Source organism: Micromonospora zamorensis (assembly GCF_900090275.1).
GTDB lineage: Bacteria > Actinomycetota > Actinomycetes > Mycobacteriales > Micromonosporaceae > Micromonospora > Micromonospora zamorensis.
In genome coordinates, this window is record NZ_LT607755.1 from 1,339,199 (window position 1) to 1,355,452 (window position 16,254).

15 protein-coding genes are annotated in these 16,254 nt (G+C 70.2%); 9 read left to right on the top strand and 6 right to left on the bottom strand.

All coding sequences use genetic code 11. The features are described from left to right. The first annotated feature begins 70 nt into the window (after positions 1 to 70). The 5 genes from GA0070619_RS06060 to GA0070619_RS06080 all read left to right on the top strand — a co-directional run bounded on the left by GA0070619_RS06060 (position 71) and on the right by GA0070619_RS06080 (position 7,156). Positions 71 to 1,249 (top strand): alcohol dehydrogenase catalytic domain-containing protein, encoded by a 1,179-nt coding sequence (locus tag GA0070619_RS06060; protein ID WP_088947150.1) that lies wholly within the window; start codon positions 71 to 73, stop codon positions 1,247 to 1,249. Between the two features lie 534 nt (positions 1,250 to 1,783). After that, complete coding sequence (gene mmsA, locus GA0070619_RS06065; RefSeq protein ID WP_088947151.1) at positions 1,784 to 3,331, top strand: multiple monosaccharide ABC transporter ATP-binding protein; 1,548 nt, start codon at positions 1,784 to 1,786, stop codon at positions 3,329 to 3,331. Continuing rightward, positions 3,328 to 4,626, top strand: coding sequence for a multiple monosaccharide ABC transporter permease (gene mmsB / locus GA0070619_RS06070; protein ID WP_088947152.1), 1,299 nt, complete (start codon positions 3,328 to 3,330; stop codon positions 4,624 to 4,626). The genes mmsA and mmsB overlap by 4 nt, the downstream gene beginning before the upstream one ends. A gap of 51 nt (positions 4,627 to 4,677) precedes the next feature. Beyond that, entirely contained in the window at positions 4,678 to 5,781 is a 1,104-nt protein-coding gene (locus GA0070619_RS06075) for a substrate-binding domain-containing protein (RefSeq protein ID WP_088947153.1), read from the top strand. Positions 5,782 to 5,950: 169 nt separating this feature from the next. After that, positions 5,951 to 7,156, top strand: a complete 1,206-nt coding sequence (locus GA0070619_RS06080) for an ROK family transcriptional regulator (RefSeq protein WP_231927449.1) — start codon at positions 5,951 to 5,953, stop codon at positions 7,154 to 7,156. 25 nt (positions 7,157 to 7,181) lie between these two features. Here the strand turns inward: GA0070619_RS06080 and GA0070619_RS06085 are convergent, their stop codons facing one another. Continuing rightward, a complete protein-coding gene (locus GA0070619_RS06085) occupies positions 7,182 to 7,526 on the bottom strand; it encodes a hypothetical protein (protein WP_088947155.1) in 345 nt (114 codons plus the stop codon). 89 nt (positions 7,527 to 7,615) lie between these two features. On the opposite strand from GA0070619_RS06085, the gene GA0070619_RS06090 reads away from it, so the two are divergent. Both GA0070619_RS06090 and GA0070619_RS06095 read left to right on the top strand, forming a co-directional pair. Beyond that, on the top strand, positions 7,616 to 8,587 hold the full coding sequence (locus GA0070619_RS06090) for an ATP-binding cassette domain-containing protein (protein ID WP_088947156.1): 972 nt from the start codon (positions 7,616 to 7,618) through the stop codon (positions 8,585 to 8,587). After that, positions 8,584 to 9,414 (top strand): ABC transporter permease, encoded by an 831-nt coding sequence (locus tag GA0070619_RS06095; RefSeq protein WP_088947157.1) that lies wholly within the window; start codon positions 8,584 to 8,586, stop codon positions 9,412 to 9,414. The genes GA0070619_RS06090 and GA0070619_RS06095 overlap by 4 nt, the downstream gene beginning before the upstream one ends. 129 nt (positions 9,415 to 9,543) lie before the next feature. On the opposite strand, the gene GA0070619_RS06100 is transcribed toward GA0070619_RS06095, so the two are convergent. From GA0070619_RS06100 to GA0070619_RS06110, 3 genes are read right to left on the bottom strand one after another with little or no spacing between them, the layout of a single operon-like run. Beyond that, positions 9,544 to 10,533, bottom strand: coding sequence for an ABC transporter permease (locus GA0070619_RS06100; protein WP_088947158.1), 990 nt, complete (start codon positions 10,531 to 10,533; stop codon positions 9,544 to 9,546). Next, positions 10,530 to 11,420, bottom strand: coding sequence for an ABC transporter ATP-binding protein (locus tag GA0070619_RS06105; protein ID WP_088947159.1), 891 nt, complete (start codon positions 11,418 to 11,420; stop codon positions 10,530 to 10,532). Before GA0070619_RS06105 ends, GA0070619_RS06100 begins: the two co-directional genes overlap by 4 nt. 20 nt (positions 11,421 to 11,440) lie before the next feature. Continuing rightward, positions 11,441 to 11,848 carry a GntR family transcriptional regulator gene (locus tag GA0070619_RS06110; RefSeq protein WP_088947160.1) on the bottom strand — a complete coding sequence of 136 codons (408 nt, stop codon included), beginning with the start codon at positions 11,846 to 11,848 and terminating at the stop codon, positions 11,441 to 11,443. A 228-nt stretch (positions 11,849 to 12,076) separates the two neighbouring features. On the opposite strand from GA0070619_RS06110, the gene GA0070619_RS06115 reads away from it, so the two are divergent. Continuing rightward, complete coding sequence (locus tag GA0070619_RS06115) at positions 12,077 to 13,345, top strand: Nramp family divalent metal transporter (protein ID WP_088947161.1); 1,269 nt, start codon at positions 12,077 to 12,079, stop codon at positions 13,343 to 13,345. 142 nt (positions 13,346 to 13,487) lie between these two features. Here the strand turns inward: GA0070619_RS06115 and GA0070619_RS06120 are convergent, their stop codons facing one another. Next, entirely contained in the window at positions 13,488 to 13,760 is a 273-nt protein-coding gene (locus GA0070619_RS06120) for a hypothetical protein (protein ID WP_088947162.1), read from the bottom strand. A gap of 280 nt (positions 13,761 to 14,040) precedes the next feature. Here GA0070619_RS06120 and GA0070619_RS06125 point away from each other — a divergent pair, with 280 nt between their 5' ends. Further along, positions 14,041 to 15,150: a ricin-type beta-trefoil lectin domain protein gene (locus tag GA0070619_RS06125; protein ID WP_088947163.1), complete on the top strand. Its 1,110-nt coding sequence runs from the start codon at positions 14,041 to 14,043 to the stop codon at positions 15,148 to 15,150. Positions 15,151 to 15,258: 108 nt separating this feature from the next. Here the strand turns inward: GA0070619_RS06125 and GA0070619_RS06130 are convergent, their stop codons facing one another. After that, a complete protein-coding gene (locus tag GA0070619_RS06130) occupies positions 15,259 to 16,224 on the bottom strand; it encodes a hypothetical protein (RefSeq protein ID WP_157743917.1) in 966 nt (321 codons plus the stop codon). Between the last annotated feature and the right edge of the window lie 30 nt (positions 16,225 to 16,254).

Here is a 16,254-nt window from a genome sequence, read left to right on the forward strand (position 1 = left end):
CCGGCTCCAGGGGCATGAACAGCGCAGTCGGGGGAAGACCGGCTGTTCGCTGCCGAACAGGAGTGCCGGGATGAGAGCCGTCGTCTACACCGACGTCCGGACCGTCGCCGTGCGGGAGGTGCCCGACGCGACGCTGGAGGCGGAGACCGACGCGGTCGTGCGGATCACCTCCGCCGCGCTCTGCGGCACCGACCTGCACATGTACGACGGACGGACTAGCGCCAAGCCCGGCCTCGTGCTGGGTCACGAACCGTTGGGTGTGGTGCAGGAGGTTGGCAGCGCGGTGCAGACCGTCCGGCCGGGCACGCGGGTGGTGATCCCCACGCACCTGTTCTGCGGGACGTGCGTGATGTGCGCGCGAGGGCTCTCGGCAGCCTGTCTGCGGGCCCGTGCCGAGGGGCCGGGCGCGGCGTACGGCTACGCCGGAATGGGTCCGTACCGGGGCGCACAGGCCGACCTGCTGCGCGTGCCGTGGGCCGACGCCAACTGCGTACCCGTGCCCGGGGAGCCGGGAGACGCGTACGAGGACGACTTCGTGCTGCTCGCCGACGCGTTCGTCACCGGGTGGCACGCCGCGGCCACCCTCGCCGGGGTCGAGCCGGGTGACACGGTGGCCGTGTTCGGCGCCGGCACCATCGGTCTGCTGAGCGCGTACTCGGCGCTGCTCCGGGGTGCCCGGGTCGTGTACTGCGTCGACGCTGTCGACGCCCGGCTCGACAAGGCCGGCGAGATGGGCGCCGTGCCGATCGACTTCCGCCGGGGTGACCCGGTCGAGCAGATCCGCGCCGACCGGGCCCGGACCGGGCTGCCGCTCGGCGAGGAGAAGCTGGGCGGGGTGGACAAGGTCATCGACGCGGTCGGGTTCCAGGCCCGTGACCGGGAGCACCCCGAGCAGGAGCGTCCGAACCAGGTCATCGCCGACGCGGCCCGACTGGTCAATGCCGCTGGCGCGATCGCGGTCGCCGGTGTGTACCCGGACCGGGACCCACACCCCGGCCCTGGCGCGGACGGCCACGAGAACCTGGTTGCGCCGTGGGGAGCGCTGTTCAGCAAGGGAGTGGCGGTCCGGTTCGGTCGCACCCACGACCGCCGCTACACCGTCCTGCTGCGGGACCTGGTCGTTGCGGGCCGAGCGCGGCCCAGCATGATCGTCACCCACCACGGCACCCTTGACGACGCTCCCGATTTCTATCGCAGCTTCGACCGCCGAGAGAACGGCGTGATCAAGGCGGTGCTGCGCCCGAGCTGACCGGTCGGATCGCCGATGCCGACGGCCGCGAATCGGCCTTAATGGGCGTTAAGGCGCGGATCCCTCTCCTGGTGGTGGGCGTGTCACGGCGACAGTCGTCGATCCGGGTCATCCGTAGAGGCGTGGGTCACACCGTTGGTCGAGGGTCGCCGTGGCGTCCCCGAGGGGGCGTCGGCGTCGCGGTCCGATCAAGATCTTTCGATGGTGGCGGGCGCGCGGGTGCGTCGTTGTTTGTCCGGCCGCTGTGGATCACCCCTGGTGGTGGGGCTTGTCAAGGGCGGCTGGAGCCAACGGCGGCGTCGCTGTCATTTGACAACGTTGCCACCGGCGCGCGAGGGTGCCCGGAGTGACTGCGGGGGCGGCTGTGACGGGCGAAGACAGTGTGACGTCTATATTGCCGGATTGTTACATTTTCAACAGGCCCTCGCCTTGCGGATGACCCTCTGGCCGCAATACGTTGCCGTCAACAACAAAACCAAGTGAAGGTTCAACCTTCCGGAGGCAACCGATGACGTTGGCGAGGTGGTACGAGCGATGAGCGACGTGCCCATCCTCCTTGAGATGCGCTCCATCACCAAGGAGTTCCCTGGAGTCAAGGCCCTCTCCGACGTCAACCTGGTGGTTCGCGCCGGCGAGATCCATGCCATCTGCGGCGAGAACGGCGCGGGCAAGTCCACCCTGATGAAGGTGCTCAGCGGGGTCTACCCGCACGGCACCTACGACGGCCAGATCATCTACCAGGGGTCGGAGAGCAAGTTCTCCGACATTCGGGCCAGTGAGAACGCCGGCATCGTGATCATCCACCAGGAGCTCGCGCTCATTCCCGGTATGTCGATCGCCGAGAACATCTTCCTCGGCAACGAACCGCGCAAGCGGGGCGCGATCGACTGGAAGGGCGCGAACCGGATGGCGCTGGACCTGATGGCCCGGGTCGGTCTGCAAGAGGACCCGGACACCCTGATCAAGGACATCGGGGTCGGCAAGCAGCAGCTCGTGGAGATCGCCAAGGCGTTCGCCAAGGACGTGAAGCTGCTCATCCTGGACGAGCCCACCGCGGCGCTGAACGAGGCCGACTCCAAGCACCTGCTGGACCTGCTGCGGGGGTTCCGCTCCCGCGGCATCACCTCGATCATGATCTCGCACAAGCTCAACGAGATCGAGGCGATCGCGGACCAGATCACCATCCTGCGCGACGGCCGGACCGTGGAGACCCTCGACGTCAAGGCGGACGGGGTCGACGAGGACCGGATCGTGCGGGGCATGGTCGGCCGAGAGCTGAGCAGTCGGTTCCCGGACCACACGCCGAAGATCGGCGAGGTCTTCTTCGAGGTTCGCAACTGGAACGTCCGGCACCCGATCTCCGCCGACCGGCAGGTCTGCAAGAACGAGAGCTTCGTGGTGCGCCGCGGCGAGATCGTCGGCTTCGCCGGTCTGATGGGCGCGGGCCGTACCGAACTCGCGATGAGTGTCTTCGGCCGCTCCTACGGGGTGTTCGAGTCGGGCACCATCATCAAGGATGGCAAGGAGATCGTCCTGAAGTCGGTCGCGGACGCGATCGACAACGGGCTCGCGTACGTCAGCGAGGACCGCAAGGCGATCGGCCTCAACCTGCTCGACGACATCAAGTCGTCGACGGTGGCCGCCAAGCTGTCCAAGATCTCGCACCGGGGTGTCCTGAGCGAGGTCGAGGAATACCAGGCGGCCGAGGCGTACCGCAAGGAGCTGCGGACCAAGGCCCCGACGGTCGACGAGAGCGTCTCCAAGCTCTCCGGCGGCAACCAGCAGAAGGTCGTCCTGGCGAAGTGGATGTTCACCGACCCGGACCTGCTGATCCTCGACGAGCCGACACGCGGCATCGACGTGGGTGCCAAGTACGAGATCTACGGCATCATCCAGCGGCTCGCCGACCAGGGGAAGGGCGTCATCGTCATCTCCTCGGAGCTGCCTGAGCTGATCGGGCTGTGCGACCGCATCTACACCGTGTTCGAAGGTGCCATCACGGGCGAGATCGCCCGGGCGGACGCCACCCCGGAAAACCTCATGAAGCAGATGACCTCGACGAAGAAGATGGCCACACGATGAGCCGATTGAAGGACCTTCAGAAGAACCTGTTCGGAGGCACGACCTCCAACGCTCGCCAGTTTGGAATGATCTTCACCCTGGTGGCGATCGTCGTCCTGTTCCAGATCCTGACCGACGGCCTCACCCTGCGGTCGGACAACCTGATCGCGCTGTTCCAGCAGAATTCCTACATTCTGATTCTGGCCATCGGCATGCTCATGGTGATCGTCGCCGGGCACATCGACCTGTCGGTCGGCTCCGTCGCGGCCTTCGCGGGCATCCTGGTGGCCAAGTCGATGGCCGACTGGTCGCTGCCCTGGCCCGTCGCCATCCTGTTCGGCCTCGGCATCGGCGCGCTCATCGGCGCCTGGCAGGGCTTCTGGGTGGCGTACATCGGGGTGCCGGCGTTCATCGTCACCCTGGCCGGCATGCTGCTGTTCCGTGGTGGTAACCAGTTCATCGGTAACGCCAACACGATCCCGGTGCCGGAGGGCTTCCGGGAGATCGGCTCCGGCTTCCTGCCCGAGTTCGGTCCGAACACCGGCTACAACAACGCCACGCTGCTGCTTGGTCTGGCCGCGGCGGTGGCGGTGGTGTGGCGCGAGATCCAGGCCCGCAAGACCCGGCGGGCGATGGACGCCGACCCGGCTCCCATGTGGATCTCGATCCTGCGGATGGCCATCATGGTCGGGGCGATCGCCTTCGCCGCGCTGCGCTTCGCCAGCGGTCGCGTCGGCACCAGCTTCCCGATCTCCGGCATCATCCTGCTGGTCCTGGTGATCGCGTACTCCTTCTACACCCGCAACACGGCCGGCGGCCGGCACATCTACGCGGTGGGCGGCAACTCCCGGGCGGCCGAGCTGTCCGGTGTGAAGCTCAAGCGGGTCAACTTCTTCGTCATGATGAACATGTCCGTCCTGGCCGCGCTGGCCGGCATGATCTTCGTGGCCCGTTCGGCAGCCTCCGGACCGCAGGACGGCAACGGCTGGGAGCTGGACGCCATCGCGGCGGTCTTCATCGGGGGCGCGGCCGTCTCCGGTGGTATCGGCACCATCAGCGGCTCGATCGTCGGTGGTCTCGTCATGGCCGTGCTCAACAACGGCCTGCAGCTGATGGGCGTCGGCACCGACCGCGTCCAGATCATCAAGGGCCTGGTCCTGCTGCTGGCAGTCGCGATCGACGTCTACAACAAGAGCCAGGGGCGGTTCTCCATCATCGGGAGTCTGATGCGGCCGTTCCGTCGCGACGACTCCGCCCCACCCGCCTCACCGCCGGACGCGGAGCGCGAGCCCGCCAAGGCAGCGGTGTCCGGCTGACGGCCACCGACCTCTCCACCCGCCTCACCATCTAGAAAGGCAAGTCCTCACATGCGTAAATTCTTTGGCACGTCGGTGGTCGCCATCAGCGCCGCCGCCATGCTGGCCCTCGCCGGCTGCGGCTCCGGCCGTGACGGCGACAGCGACTCCGGCGGCGAGGCCGCCAAGGGCTTCGCGGCGAACTCGCTGATCGGTGTCGCCCTGCCGGCCAAGACCTCGGAGAACTGGGTCCTCGCCGGTGACCTGTTCACCAGCGGCCTCAAGGACGCCGGTTTCCAGGCTGACGTGCAGTACGCCGGCGCGTCGACCACTGTCGCCGACCAGCAGGCCCAGATCACCGCCATGACCACCAAGGGCGCCAAGGTCATCGTCATCGGCGCGACCGACGCCGCGCAGCTGTCGACCCAGGTCGCGGCGGCCCACGCAGCTGGCGTGAAGGTCATCGCCTACGACCGGCTGATCACCAACACCCCGGACCTCGACTACTACGTCGCGTTCGACAACTTCAAGGTCGGCCAGCTCCAGGGCCAGGCCCTGCTGGACGGCATGAAGGCCAAGAAGCCGAACGGCCCGTACAACATCGAGCTGTTCTCCGGCTCGCCGGACGACAACAACGCCGGTGTCTTCTTCAACGGCGCGATGGACGTGCTCAAGCCGGAGATCGACAAGGGCAACGTGGTCGTCGCCTCTAAGCAGACCGACGTGAAGCAGACCGCCATCCAGGGCTGGAAGGCCGAGGGTGCGCAGGCCCGCATGGACCAGCTGCTCACCTCGACCTACGGCAACAAGGAGCTGGACGGCGTCCTCTCTCCGAACGACACGCTGGCCCGCGCCATCCTGACCTCGGTCAAGGGTGCTGGCAAGCCGACCCCGGTTGTCACCGGTCAGGACTCCGAGGTTGAGTCGGTCAAGTCGATCGTCGCTGGCGAGCAGTACATGACGATCAACAAGGACACCCGCAACCTGGTGAAGGAGACCATCAACATGGTCAAGGCTCTCCAGGCCGGTAACGCCCCGCAGGTGAACGACACCAAGTCCTACAACAACGGCAGCAAGGTCGTCGACACGTACCTGCTCCCGCCGGTCGCCGTCACCAAGGCGAACGCGGCTGAGGCGTACGCCAACGACCCGAAGCTCGCGCCGCTCACCAAGTAATCACCGCACGGTAGGCAGCAACGCCGATGGGTCCCGGATCTCCTCTTCCGGGACCCATCGTCGTCCTGACAGCCCCGCACCACCCGGCACCGACCCGGAAGGAGGTCTGACCGTGGCGTCACCCGTCCGGTCCAGGCCAGCCGGCGTCGGCCGCAACACCGACTCCCCGCTGCCGTCCGTCCCCGGCGCCAGCCAGGAGGAGATCCGGCGACAGAACCTCGGCGCCGTGCTGCGCTACGTCCACCTGCACGGGCCGACGTCCCGGGCCGAGCTCACCGGTCGGCTCGGCCTCAATCGCAGCACCATCGGCGCCCTCGCTGCCGATCTGGTGGCCAGCGGACTGGTCACCGAGGAGGCACCCACCACCGCCCGTCGCGCCGGCCGGCCCTCGCTGGTGGTCAGCCCTCGCTCCGACCGGGTCTACGCACACGCCCTGAGCATCGACGCCGACCGGCTGCGCGCCGCCCGGGTCGGTCTCGGTGGGCAGATCCTCGATCTGCGAGAGATCCCTCGACCCGGTGGCATGTCGGCGATCGACGCCGTCGGGCCTCTCGCCGACCTGGTCCGTGACATGGAACGCTCCGTGGCCCCCGACGCGTTGCTGGTCGGCGGCGCGGTCGCGGTCACCGACACCACCCGGGAACCGGACGGCAGGATCCGGATCGCCGGCGTGGACGAGACGCTCGGCACCGCGCTGGCGGCGGAGTTCCGCGCCGGCCCGGGTTTCGTGGCCGGTGACCTGGCCGACATCGCAGGCCTGGCCGAGCACGTGCGGGGCGTGGCGGTGGGCATCGACGACGTCATCTACCTGCACGGCGACCGGGGCATCAGTGCCGGCATCATCGTCGGAGGTCGACTGATCATCGGCCACCGTGGCCACAGCGGCAAGGTCGGCCACATGGTCGTCAACCCGAACGGTCTGCCCTGCGGCTGCGGCTCACGCGGCTGCTGGGAGACCGAGATCTCCGAAGCCGCGTTGCTGCGGCACGCGGGCCTGGACCCGAGCGACCGTGGGGCGGTGGCCGAGGTGCTGCGCGCGGCCGCCGAAGGGGACCGGACCGCCCGGGAGGCGGTCGAGCAGGTCGCCGACTGGCTCGGCTTCGGTGTGGCCAACCTGGTCAACGTGGTCAACCCGGACGCCGTGGTGTTCGGTGGAACTCTCCGCGACATCTTCACCGCGGGTGCCGACGTGGTACGCGATCGACTGGACACCATGCCGCTGCCGGCCTCCCGCGAGCACCTGCGGCTGCGCGCGGCGGCCCTCGGCCGCGACGCCGTCCTGATCGGCGCCGCCGAGTTGGCGTTCGACAAGCTCCTGGCCGACCCGCTCAACGTCGGTGTCGTCGGCCAGGCCGCGAGCACCGAGCCCGCGTAGCCGCGACTGCCCCGTCGGTGATCCGTCAGGGAGCCGGCACCTCCTCCACCACGCTGCTGCCGCTGCCCGCCCGGGACTCCCACGACCAGGTTTCGTGCAGCCGGACCCGACCGTCGGGCAGCACCGACACCTCCGAGACGCAGTGCCCCGAGGACGTCTGACCGTCGGTGTTGAGCTGGACGTACCGGAAGTCCAGTCGGTCACCCGTACGGGTGCCGACCAGGTGGCCGCGCCGGATGGACCCGCCGGCGTACTCGGCCCACACCTCGCCGGCCCGTTCGTGGTACGCGAACACGGTCTGCGTGCCCACCTCGCCGGCCACCACGTCCGCCACGGCCCGGAACCGTCGACCGTCCAAGGAGATCGTCATCTCCCGAACCTAATCGAGGCAGCATCCCCGTATCTCCTACCGTATGCTGTACGGTAACGGCGGTTTGACGCCTGCGGGAGGGGAGCGCTGTGACGACGAGAGACGACGCGATAGTGGCGGAAGGGCTGCGTAAGCGATATCGGGACCGCTACGCGCTGGACGGCTTCGACCTGCGGGTGCGGCAGGGCACGGTGTGCGGCCTGCTCGGCCCGAACGGGGCCGGCAAGACCACCTCGGTACGGATCCTGTCCACACTGCTGCGGCTGGACGAGGGCCGCGCCGAGGTCGCCGGGTTCGACGTGACCCGCCAGCCCGACCAGGTCCGCTACCGCATCGGGCTGGTAGGGCAGAACCCCGCGCTCGACGAGGCGCTGAGCGGCCGGCAGAACCTTGTGCTCTTCGGCCGGCTGTTCCACCTCGGTCGCAGCCGGGCCCGGCAGCGGGCGGACGAACTGCTGGAACGCTTCGGTCTCGCCGAGGCGGCCGAGCAGCCGGTCAGCACGTACTCGGGGGGCATGCGCCGTCGACTCGACCTGGCCGCCGGCATGATCCTGGCTCCCGCGGTCCTCTTCCTCGACGAACCCACCACCGGGCTGGACCCGCGTGGCCGCAACGAGGTGTGGGAGTCGGTCCGGGAGTTGGTGCGCACCGGCACCACAGTGCTGCTCACCACCCAGCACCTGGACGAGGCCGACCAGCTCGCCGACCGGATCTCGGTGGTCGAGGCCGGCCGGGTGATCGCCGAGGGCACTCCGGACGACCTCAAGACCCAGCTCGGCGGCGATCGGATCGAGGTCGTCGTCGCGGACCCGACCGACCTCGCCACAGCCGTCGCCCAGGTACGCCGGGTGGCCGACCGCGAGCCGACGGTCGACGTGGACCGGCGGATGGTGAGCGTCCGGGTCGGTCACCAGGCCGGCGCGCTCGTCGACGTGTTGAGGGCGCTCGACGCCGGGAACGTCCCGGTGGCGGACGTCGCGCTGCGCCGTCCCACCCTGGACGACGTGTTCCTGCACCTCACCGGGCACCGGACCCGGACCGCCGAGGAGGTGGCGGCATGAGCGCGACGAGCATGCCGGCCCCGACGGTGGACCTGACCCCCGGCCGGCCCGCCCTCCTGACCGACAGCGGCACCCTGATCTGGCGCGGCCTGGCCCGGTGGCGACGTGATCCCGGCCCGCTGATCGCCTCGCTCGGCTTCAACATCCTGATCGTGCTGATGTTCGCCTACCTGTTCGGTGGCGCGTTGCAGGTGCCTGGCGGCGGCAGCTACCGGGAGTTCCTGATGCCCGGCATGTACGTGATGACCATGGTGTTCGGCATCAGCCTCACCACGATCGCCGTCGCCGAGGACCTGGAGCGCGGGGTGACCGACCGGCTCCGGTCGATGCCCGTCTCACCGCTGGCCCCGCTGGTGGCCCGGGCCGTGGCCGACATGCTGTTCGCCCTGGTCACCCTCGCGGTCCTGCTGTTGACCGGTCTCGCCATCGGGTGGCGGGCGCACGGCGGGGCCGGTGCCACGCTCGCGGCGGTGGGACTGATCCTGCTGCTGCGCTTCGCCCTGATCTGGGTCGGCATCTTCCTCGGCCTGGTCACCCGCGGGCAGACGGCCGTGGTGGCCGTGCAGACACTGGAGTTTCCGCTCGGCTTCCTCTCCAACGCGTTCGTCGCACCGTCCACCATGCCCGCGTGGCTCGGTGCGGTGGCCGCCTGGAACCCGCTGTCGGCAACCGTCGGCGCGACCCGCGAGCTGTTCGGCAACCCCGGTTGGGGCGGTGACTCGTGGGCGGCGCAGCACTACCCGTGGCTGGCGGTGCTCTGGCCGGTCGTCCTGGTCGCGGTCTTCCTGCCGCTCTCGGTCGCCCGCTACCGGCGACTGGCCGGCTGACCCGCTCGACGAATGCGCCCCCGGTGGTCGACCCACCGGGGGCGCGGTCCGTTGGCGACGGGCCGGAATCCGACTGCGCTGACAGGTGCTCGTCGAGGCCCCCGCCCCCGGCGAGCACCCGTCGCCCGGCTACGCGATGCGGCGGATCCGGCGCACCGCGAGATAGAGCAGCAGCAGGGCGAGAGCGACGAAGACGCCCGTCTCGATGCCCTGGAACAGCCAGAACCGGTCCGCCGGTTGGTACAACTGCCAGTTGTACGCGCCCGGCTCAAGTCCCAGTTCCGCACCGCAGACCCGGCCCTCCGGCCCCTTGCCACCCGGCGGGCACTGGATCCGGCCCCCCTCGGCGATCATCGTGCCGTCGGGGTTCCGGACGCCCTGGGCGAGGATCCAGTCTCCCCGGCTCATCTCCGGTGGCCCTTCTCCCTCGATCGGGAAGGTCTGGGTGCGGGCCGGCTGGTAGTGCCGTCGGGCCAGGAGCTCCACCGCCGCCCGTACGCCGATGAACCCGGCGAGGGTGATGCCCATGGCGGGCAGCATCCGCTTCCAGACGGTGCCGGCGAAGACGCCCAGCGCCACGGCGAACAGGGTGTACCCGATCGGGACGATGCCCTGTAGATCGAAGACGATCATGCCGAACCGGCCCTCGTACGCGGCCTGGGTGAGCGGGTCGACCCACCACGACATGCCCAACCCGTAGACCGCCGCGAGGATCACCACGGCCGCGCTCACCAGCCCGAACTTCACCAGAGCCCAGCGGGTGCGGCCGACGCCCTGGGTCCAGACGAACCGGTGAGTGCCGTGCTCCACCTCGCGGGCGACCAGCGGGGCACCCCAGAACAGGCCGACCAGCGCCGGCAGGGTGATCAACAGCACGGCCACCAGGTTGAGGCTGCCGTACTGGTTGCCGAAACGCCGGAAGCCCGCGTCGCAGGCCTCCCGGGTCGCCGTCGTCACATTGGTGTCCGCGAGTTGGCGTGCGCAGTCCGTCAACCCGAGGTCGGCGAAGGTGTGCCGCATCGCCAGGCCGATCGGCACCAGCAGAGCGGCGAGCGCCGCGAGCCCCAGCAGGGTGTAGAACGCCTGCTTGCGGTGTTGCCGCCAGGTCAGCCAGATCATGCTGCCACTCCCCACTCGCTGTGACTGGTCTGCGTGGTGCCGTCGGCCAGGTAGGCCAGCACGACGTCCTCCAGGCTCACCTCGCGGACCGTCCAGGCCGGGTCGGTGACCGGGCCGTCGGTGCGGACCAGCAGAGTGGACTGCCGGTCGGTGTGGCTGGCCCGGACCACGGCGGCGACGCCCCCGATGACGCCGCCGTCGTGCCGAGGGCCGACCAGGTGCCGGTGCCCGGCGACCAGGTCGTCGACCGTGCCGGTGAGCTGCACCTGGGCCGAGTTGAGCACGATCAGGTAGTCGCAGACCCGTTCCAGGTCGGCCAGCAGGTGCGACGAGAGCAGGACTGTGGTGCCGGAGTCCGCCACGCTGCCCATCAACGACTGGAGGAACTCCCGCCGGGCCAGGGGGTCGAGGCTGGCCACCGGCTCGTCGAGCAGCAGCAGCCGGGGCTGCTTGGCCAGCGCGAGGGCGAGCGCCACCTGGGCCCGTTGGCCGCCGGAGAGCTTGCCGACCGGTCGATCCGGTGGGATGCCGAGCTGCGCCAGCCGCTGGCGGGCCAACGCGGCGTCCCACCGCTTGTTCAGCTTGCCGCCGGCGATGACCAGTTCGGCGGCGGTGAAGTCCCGGTACAGCGGGGTGTCCTGGGCGACGAACCCGATGTCGGCCAGGCCCTCCGTGTCGCCGTACGGGGATCTGCCGAAGACCCGGACCGCGCCCGCATCGGGCCTGAGCAGGCCGACGGCCAGGTGCAGCAGTGTGCTCTTGCCCGCGCCGTTCGGGCCGACCAGCGCGGCGATCCGACCGGCCGGCAGGTGCAGCGAGCAGTCCCGCAACGCCCAGGTGCTGCCGTACCGCTTGCCCAGCCGGTCGGCCTCCAAGACCATGTCCATTCTCTGTCCTCTCGTTCCGCTCATGCGTGCTCCTTGCGCGGGACGTCGTCGGCGAGGGTGGCGCGCAGGGTGGTCTCCACCAAGGCGATGACGTCCTCGGCCGTGAGGCCGGCGGCCTGCGCCCGGTCCAGCCAGGCGACCAGGTCGTCGCGTAGCTCGGCCTGGTTGGGCAGGGAGGCGCCGGCCAGGGTGCGCTGGACGAACGTGCCCACCCCGGGTCGGCCGCCGACCAGACCCTCGATCTCCAATTCCCGGTACGCCTTCAGCACCGTGTTCGGGTTGATCGCCAGGGATTGCGCGACGTCCCGAACCTTCGGCAACTGGTCGCCCGGCGTCAGCAGGCCGACCCGCAGAGCCTGTTTCACCTGCTGCACGAGCTGCATGTAGGTGTTCACCTTCGACCGGCTGTCCAGTACGAACTCGATCACTCGCGATGATCCTTCCTGTTGTCCTACGACAGTAGGACTAATAGACAGCTTCATCGGTGGTCGGGGCGCTGTCAAGGCCGGCGCGGCGTGTCCGCTCCGGTACGGCGCGTCACAGGCGATGTCCCCGCGTGTCGATGGCGGTGGCACCGGCAGGCCAGAGGTTGGCACCGACGGGTCAGCCCGAGGGGAAAGGACCGGCAGCAATCCGTGTGGACGGGGAGGTGTGCGATGGTCACCAACGAGCTGACGACGTCGAGGGCGACTCCACTACAGGTGGCCCGCGCACGTGGGCGGGTACGCGGCCGGTTGATCCTGCTCGGCCCCGCGTTCGTCGCCGCCGTGGCGTACGTCGACCCGGGCAACTTCGCCACCAACTCCGCCGCCGGCGCCCGCTACGGCTACCTGCTGGTCTGGGTCGTGGTCGTAGCCAACCTGATGGCGATGCTGGTGCAGACACTCACCGCGAAGCTGGGTCTGGCCACCGGGCGCAGCCTGCCCGAGCTGTGCCGGGAGCGGCTGCCCCGGCCGGTGAACCGGGTGATGTGGGTGCAGGCCGAGTTGGTCGCCATGGCCACCGACCTGGCCGAGGTGATCGGCGGCGCGGTCGCCCTGTACCTGCTCTTCGGCATCCCACTGCTGCCCGGCGGGCTCATCATCGGCACCCTCGCGTTCGCTGTGCTCGCGCTGCGGTCGCGCGGATTCCGCGCCTTCGAGATCGCCATCGCGGTGGGACTCGGTGTGATCGTCCTGGCGTTCGCGGCGAACCTGCTCGCGGCCAACTCCGATCCGGGATCGGCAGTGGCCGGCCTGGTGCCTCGGCTCCAGGGCACCGACAGCGTGCTGCTGGCCGCCGGCATCCTCGGTGCCACCGTCATGCCGCACGTCATCTACGTGCACTCCGCGCTGACCCGCGACCGCATCCCCGCTACCGACGACACCGAGCGCCGGATCCTGTTCCGTGGCCAACGCGCCGACGTGCTGCTCGCCCTGAGCGCGGCCGGCGCGGTCAACCTCGCCATGCTGCTGATCGCCGCCGCGAGCTTCCGTGGCGGCGGCCCGGGTGGCGCGGACAGCCTGGAGGGCGTGCACGCCGGGCTCGGCCAGACCATCGGCACCGCCGCGGCGTTCGGCTTCGCCATCGCCCTGCTGGTGTCCGGGCTCGCCTCCACCAGCGTCGGCACCTATGCCGGCGAGGTGATCATGCAGGGCTTCCTGCGGCGGCGGGTCCCACTGCTGCTCCGCCGGCTCGTCACCCTGCTGCCCGCTCTGGCCGTGCTCGCCATCGGTCTCGACCCGACCCGGGCGCTGGTGCTGTCCCAGGTGATCCTCAGCTTCGGCATCCCGTTCGCGCTGATCCCGGTGGTCGCCTTCACCCGCCGACGCGACCTGATGGGCAACCTGGTCAACCACCCGCTCACCACCGCCGCCGCGTCCCTGGTGGCCGTCCTGGTGGTCGCGCTCAACGCTTTCCTGCTCTGGCAGATCGTCGCCGGTTGACCCTGGCTGGCCGGCTTCGCCGGTTGGTCGGGCGTGGCTGGTTGAGCCGAGCCTCCGGGCGACGACGTCCGCACGAACGTGATGCCTGTGAGTCATCTTGATGACTCACAGGCATCACACACGCGTTGGCGGCAGTGCGTGGTCAGGTGCGACGGCCCTCGTCGCGGGTGGGGATTTCCTGGCGCTGTTCGAGGGCGTCGGCCGGGTTGGCGTCGGCCGGCAAGGACGTCGTCTCCTCGAGCGTGCCCGCCGGGAGCGCGCCCTGCTCGGCCAGATCCGCCTCGGACGCTTCCGGGTCGACGTCACCCGACACCCGGTCCGGCGGCCCGTAGTCGACGGCGTTCTGCCGCTGCTCTTGGGCATCCGCCTCCGGGGGCGGAAACGTGTCGCCCTGATCATCCCGGTACGTGCTCATCGGAGCCTCCTGACCGGCGGGTGTCGACATGCCGCCGGGCTGCTGCCTACCCGCCGCTGCCGCTGGCACGCCTGCTCGCAGGTGCCTCGTCAGTCAGCCGGGACTGGTCTGCGGGACCGTTCGGCGCAGCCAGCGCGACGTTCGGCTCGCGTCCGTGCCGTTCCCGGTCCCGGGCACCCCGGCAATCGTCAAGCATCAATGGATGTGTCGGGGCGTTGCTGTTCTCGGCGGACCGCACCCCACCGAGGTCCCGGACCACCTGCGAGGAGAGGGAACACCCATGCGATGGAACGCACGACGGGCCGCTGCCGGCGGCTTCGGGCTCGTCCTCGGTGCCGTGCTGGCACTGGTCCAGGTCGCACCCGCCCAGGCCGAGTCGAACGGCGGCGTACGGGTGATGCCACTCGGTGACTCGATCACCGACGGGTACAACGTGCCCGGCGGGTACCGGATCAACCTGTGGCAGCGCCTGGCCGGTGGCGGTTACACGGTCGACTTCGTCGGCTCGGGGTTCAACGGGCCGGCCAGCCTCGGTGACCACGACCACGAGGGTCACTCGGGCTGGCGCATCGACCAGCTCGACGCCAACATCGTCACCTGGTTGCGGGCCACCGACCCACGCACCGTGCTGCTGCACATCGGCACGAACGACGTGAACCAGAACTACGACGTGGCCAACGCGCCGGCCCGCCTCTCCGGTCTCATCGACAAGATCAGGTCTACGGCCCCGGGTGCGGACATCTTCGTCGCCACCATCACGCCGGAGTCCGACCCGAACCGGGAGGCCCGAGTACAGGCGTACAACGCGGCGATCCCCGGCATCGTGGCGCAGAAGGGCAGCAAGGTGCACCTGGTCGACATGCACGCCGCGCTCACCACCGCGGACCTCGCGGACGGCGTCCACCCCAACGCCGGCGGGTACGACAAGATGGCCGCCCGCTGGTACGACGCGCTGCGCTCGGTGCCCGACAGCCTGGTCCCGGCGGGCGGGCCGCCGGTGGGCACCCCGGTCGGCCTGGTCAATCCCACCTCCGGGCGTTGCCTGGACGTCTCCGGCGCCAGCACCACCGCTGGTGCCCCCACCATCATCTGGGACTGCCACGGCAACACCAACCAGCGCTGGACCCGTACCGCCGCCGGGGAACTGCGGGTCTACGGCGACCGGTGCCTGGACGTGAACGGCGGAGCGAGCGCCGACGGCACCCGGGTGCAGATCTGGACGTGCAACGGCACCGCCGCGCAGCGCTTCACCTTCCGCACGGACGGGACGATCGTGCTCACCTCCGCCGGCAAGTGCGTGAGCGTGACCTCCGCCGGCACGGCCAACGGCACGACCACGCAGCTTCTGACCTGCAACGGCACCGGAGCGCAGCGCTGGTCCACCCGGTAACGGACGCCCGTCCACCCGGTAACGGACGCCCGGCCGGTCCCACCCCGTACCCCGGTGGGACCGGCCGAGGGCGGCCTGTCGCCGGCGCGCGGTCGCGGCCGGCGGCGGTCAGTCGACCTGGGCCTCGGACCTGGCGTCCCGGCGGGCTCCGGCGGCCAGCCCGAGCGCCAGCAGCACGCACAGCGCGCCGACCAGGAAGAGCAACGACGCAGCCGGCTGGCCCAGCCACTCCCAGAACGGGTGCCACGCCGGGTGCGGCTCGCCGAGGTGGTGGCGCAGCAGTTGCGGGGCAGCCAGCAGCACCGGCAGCCACCACAGCACCACGGCCACCCCGGCCAGGACGTTCACCGTGCCGCGTCGACGTCGTCCCTCGGTGCGCCGGCTGGCCCAGCCGAACACCCACCAACCCGCCGCCGCCCCCAGCAACGTCCCGAGCACCCCGGCGGGGACCACCAGGGGCGGTGGCGCGCGGCGCAGCTCGACCGACAGGTAGGGGACGTCGACGGCGGTCTGCGACGAGACCGAGGCGTTCAGGATGGTGTCGCCACGTCGGGCGAGCAGTGTGGTGTCGGTGATCGCCCGCGGGGTGGCACACGTCTTGTCGGCGCAGGTCGTGCCCTCGGTCACCTGCGGGTCGTACACCTGCCAGCCGGCACCGGTCAGGCGCTGCCGGGCCACCGCGACGATCTGCTCGGTGGGCACCGGCGGCGCGCCGAGGGCGGCGGCGCTGGTGGCGCTCTCCTGGTATTCCCCGCCGTCACCCAACACCAGGGTCTTCACGGTGGTCAGACGCAGCGCGTGCCCGTAGACCACGAAGAGCGCGGGCGGAGTGTCGATCTCGCCGAGGCTGTGGCCGGGAAAGGCCGTGGCCAGAACGGCGCCGGCCTCGGCCCGGTCGGGTTGCGGCCGGGAGGTCTCCCAGGCGGCCCGGCTGACCAACGCGCCGGTGAACAGACCGCAGATGATCGCGGCGAGCGGCACCCAGGCGACGGCCGCGCCCGTGGCCGGACGGCCGAGGCGGTGCAGCGGCAGCCGCCCGAACCGGCGGGCCGCGGAGGTGTCGGTCCCGGGCATGGCCACCCTCCAGATCCAGAATGAGGCGGA

Excerpts from the sequence above, each read along its gene's own strand:
- GA0070619_RS06060 (WP_088947150.1), top strand. The coding sequence starts at position 71 with ATGAGAGCCGTCGTCTACACCGACGTCCGGACCGTCGCCGTGCGGGAG.
- mmsA (WP_088947151.1), top strand. The coding sequence starts at position 1,784 with ATGAGCGACGTGCCCATCCTCCTTGAGATGCGCTCCATCACCAAGGAG.
- mmsB (WP_088947152.1), top strand. The coding sequence starts at position 3,328 with ATGAGCCGATTGAAGGACCTTCAGAAGAACCTGTTCGGAGGCACGACC.
- GA0070619_RS06075 (WP_088947153.1), top strand. The coding sequence starts at position 4,678 with ATGCGTAAATTCTTTGGCACGTCGGTGGTCGCCATCAGCGCCGCCGCC.
- GA0070619_RS06085 (WP_088947155.1), bottom strand. The coding sequence starts at position 7,526 with ATGACGATCTCCTTGGACGGTCGACGGTTCCGGGCCGTGGCGGACGTG.
- GA0070619_RS06095 (WP_088947157.1), top strand. The coding sequence starts at position 8,584 with ATGAGCGCGACGAGCATGCCGGCCCCGACGGTGGACCTGACCCCCGGC.
- GA0070619_RS06100 (WP_088947158.1), bottom strand. The coding sequence starts at position 10,533 with ATGATCTGGCTGACCTGGCGGCAACACCGCAAGCAGGCGTTCTACACC.
- GA0070619_RS06105 (WP_088947159.1), bottom strand. The coding sequence starts at position 11,420 with ATGGACATGGTCTTGGAGGCCGACCGGCTGGGCAAGCGGTACGGCAGC.
- GA0070619_RS06115 (WP_088947161.1), top strand. The coding sequence starts at position 12,077 with ATGGTCACCAACGAGCTGACGACGTCGAGGGCGACTCCACTACAGGTG.
- GA0070619_RS06120 (WP_088947162.1), bottom strand. The coding sequence starts at position 13,760 with ATGAGCACGTACCGGGATGATCAGGGCGACACGTTTCCGCCCCCGGAG.
- GA0070619_RS06125 (WP_088947163.1), top strand. The coding sequence starts at position 14,041 with ATGCGATGGAACGCACGACGGGCCGCTGCCGGCGGCTTCGGGCTCGTC.
- GA0070619_RS06130 (WP_157743917.1), bottom strand. The coding sequence starts at position 16,224 with ATGCCCGGGACCGACACCTCCGCGGCCCGCCGGTTCGGGCGGCTGCCG.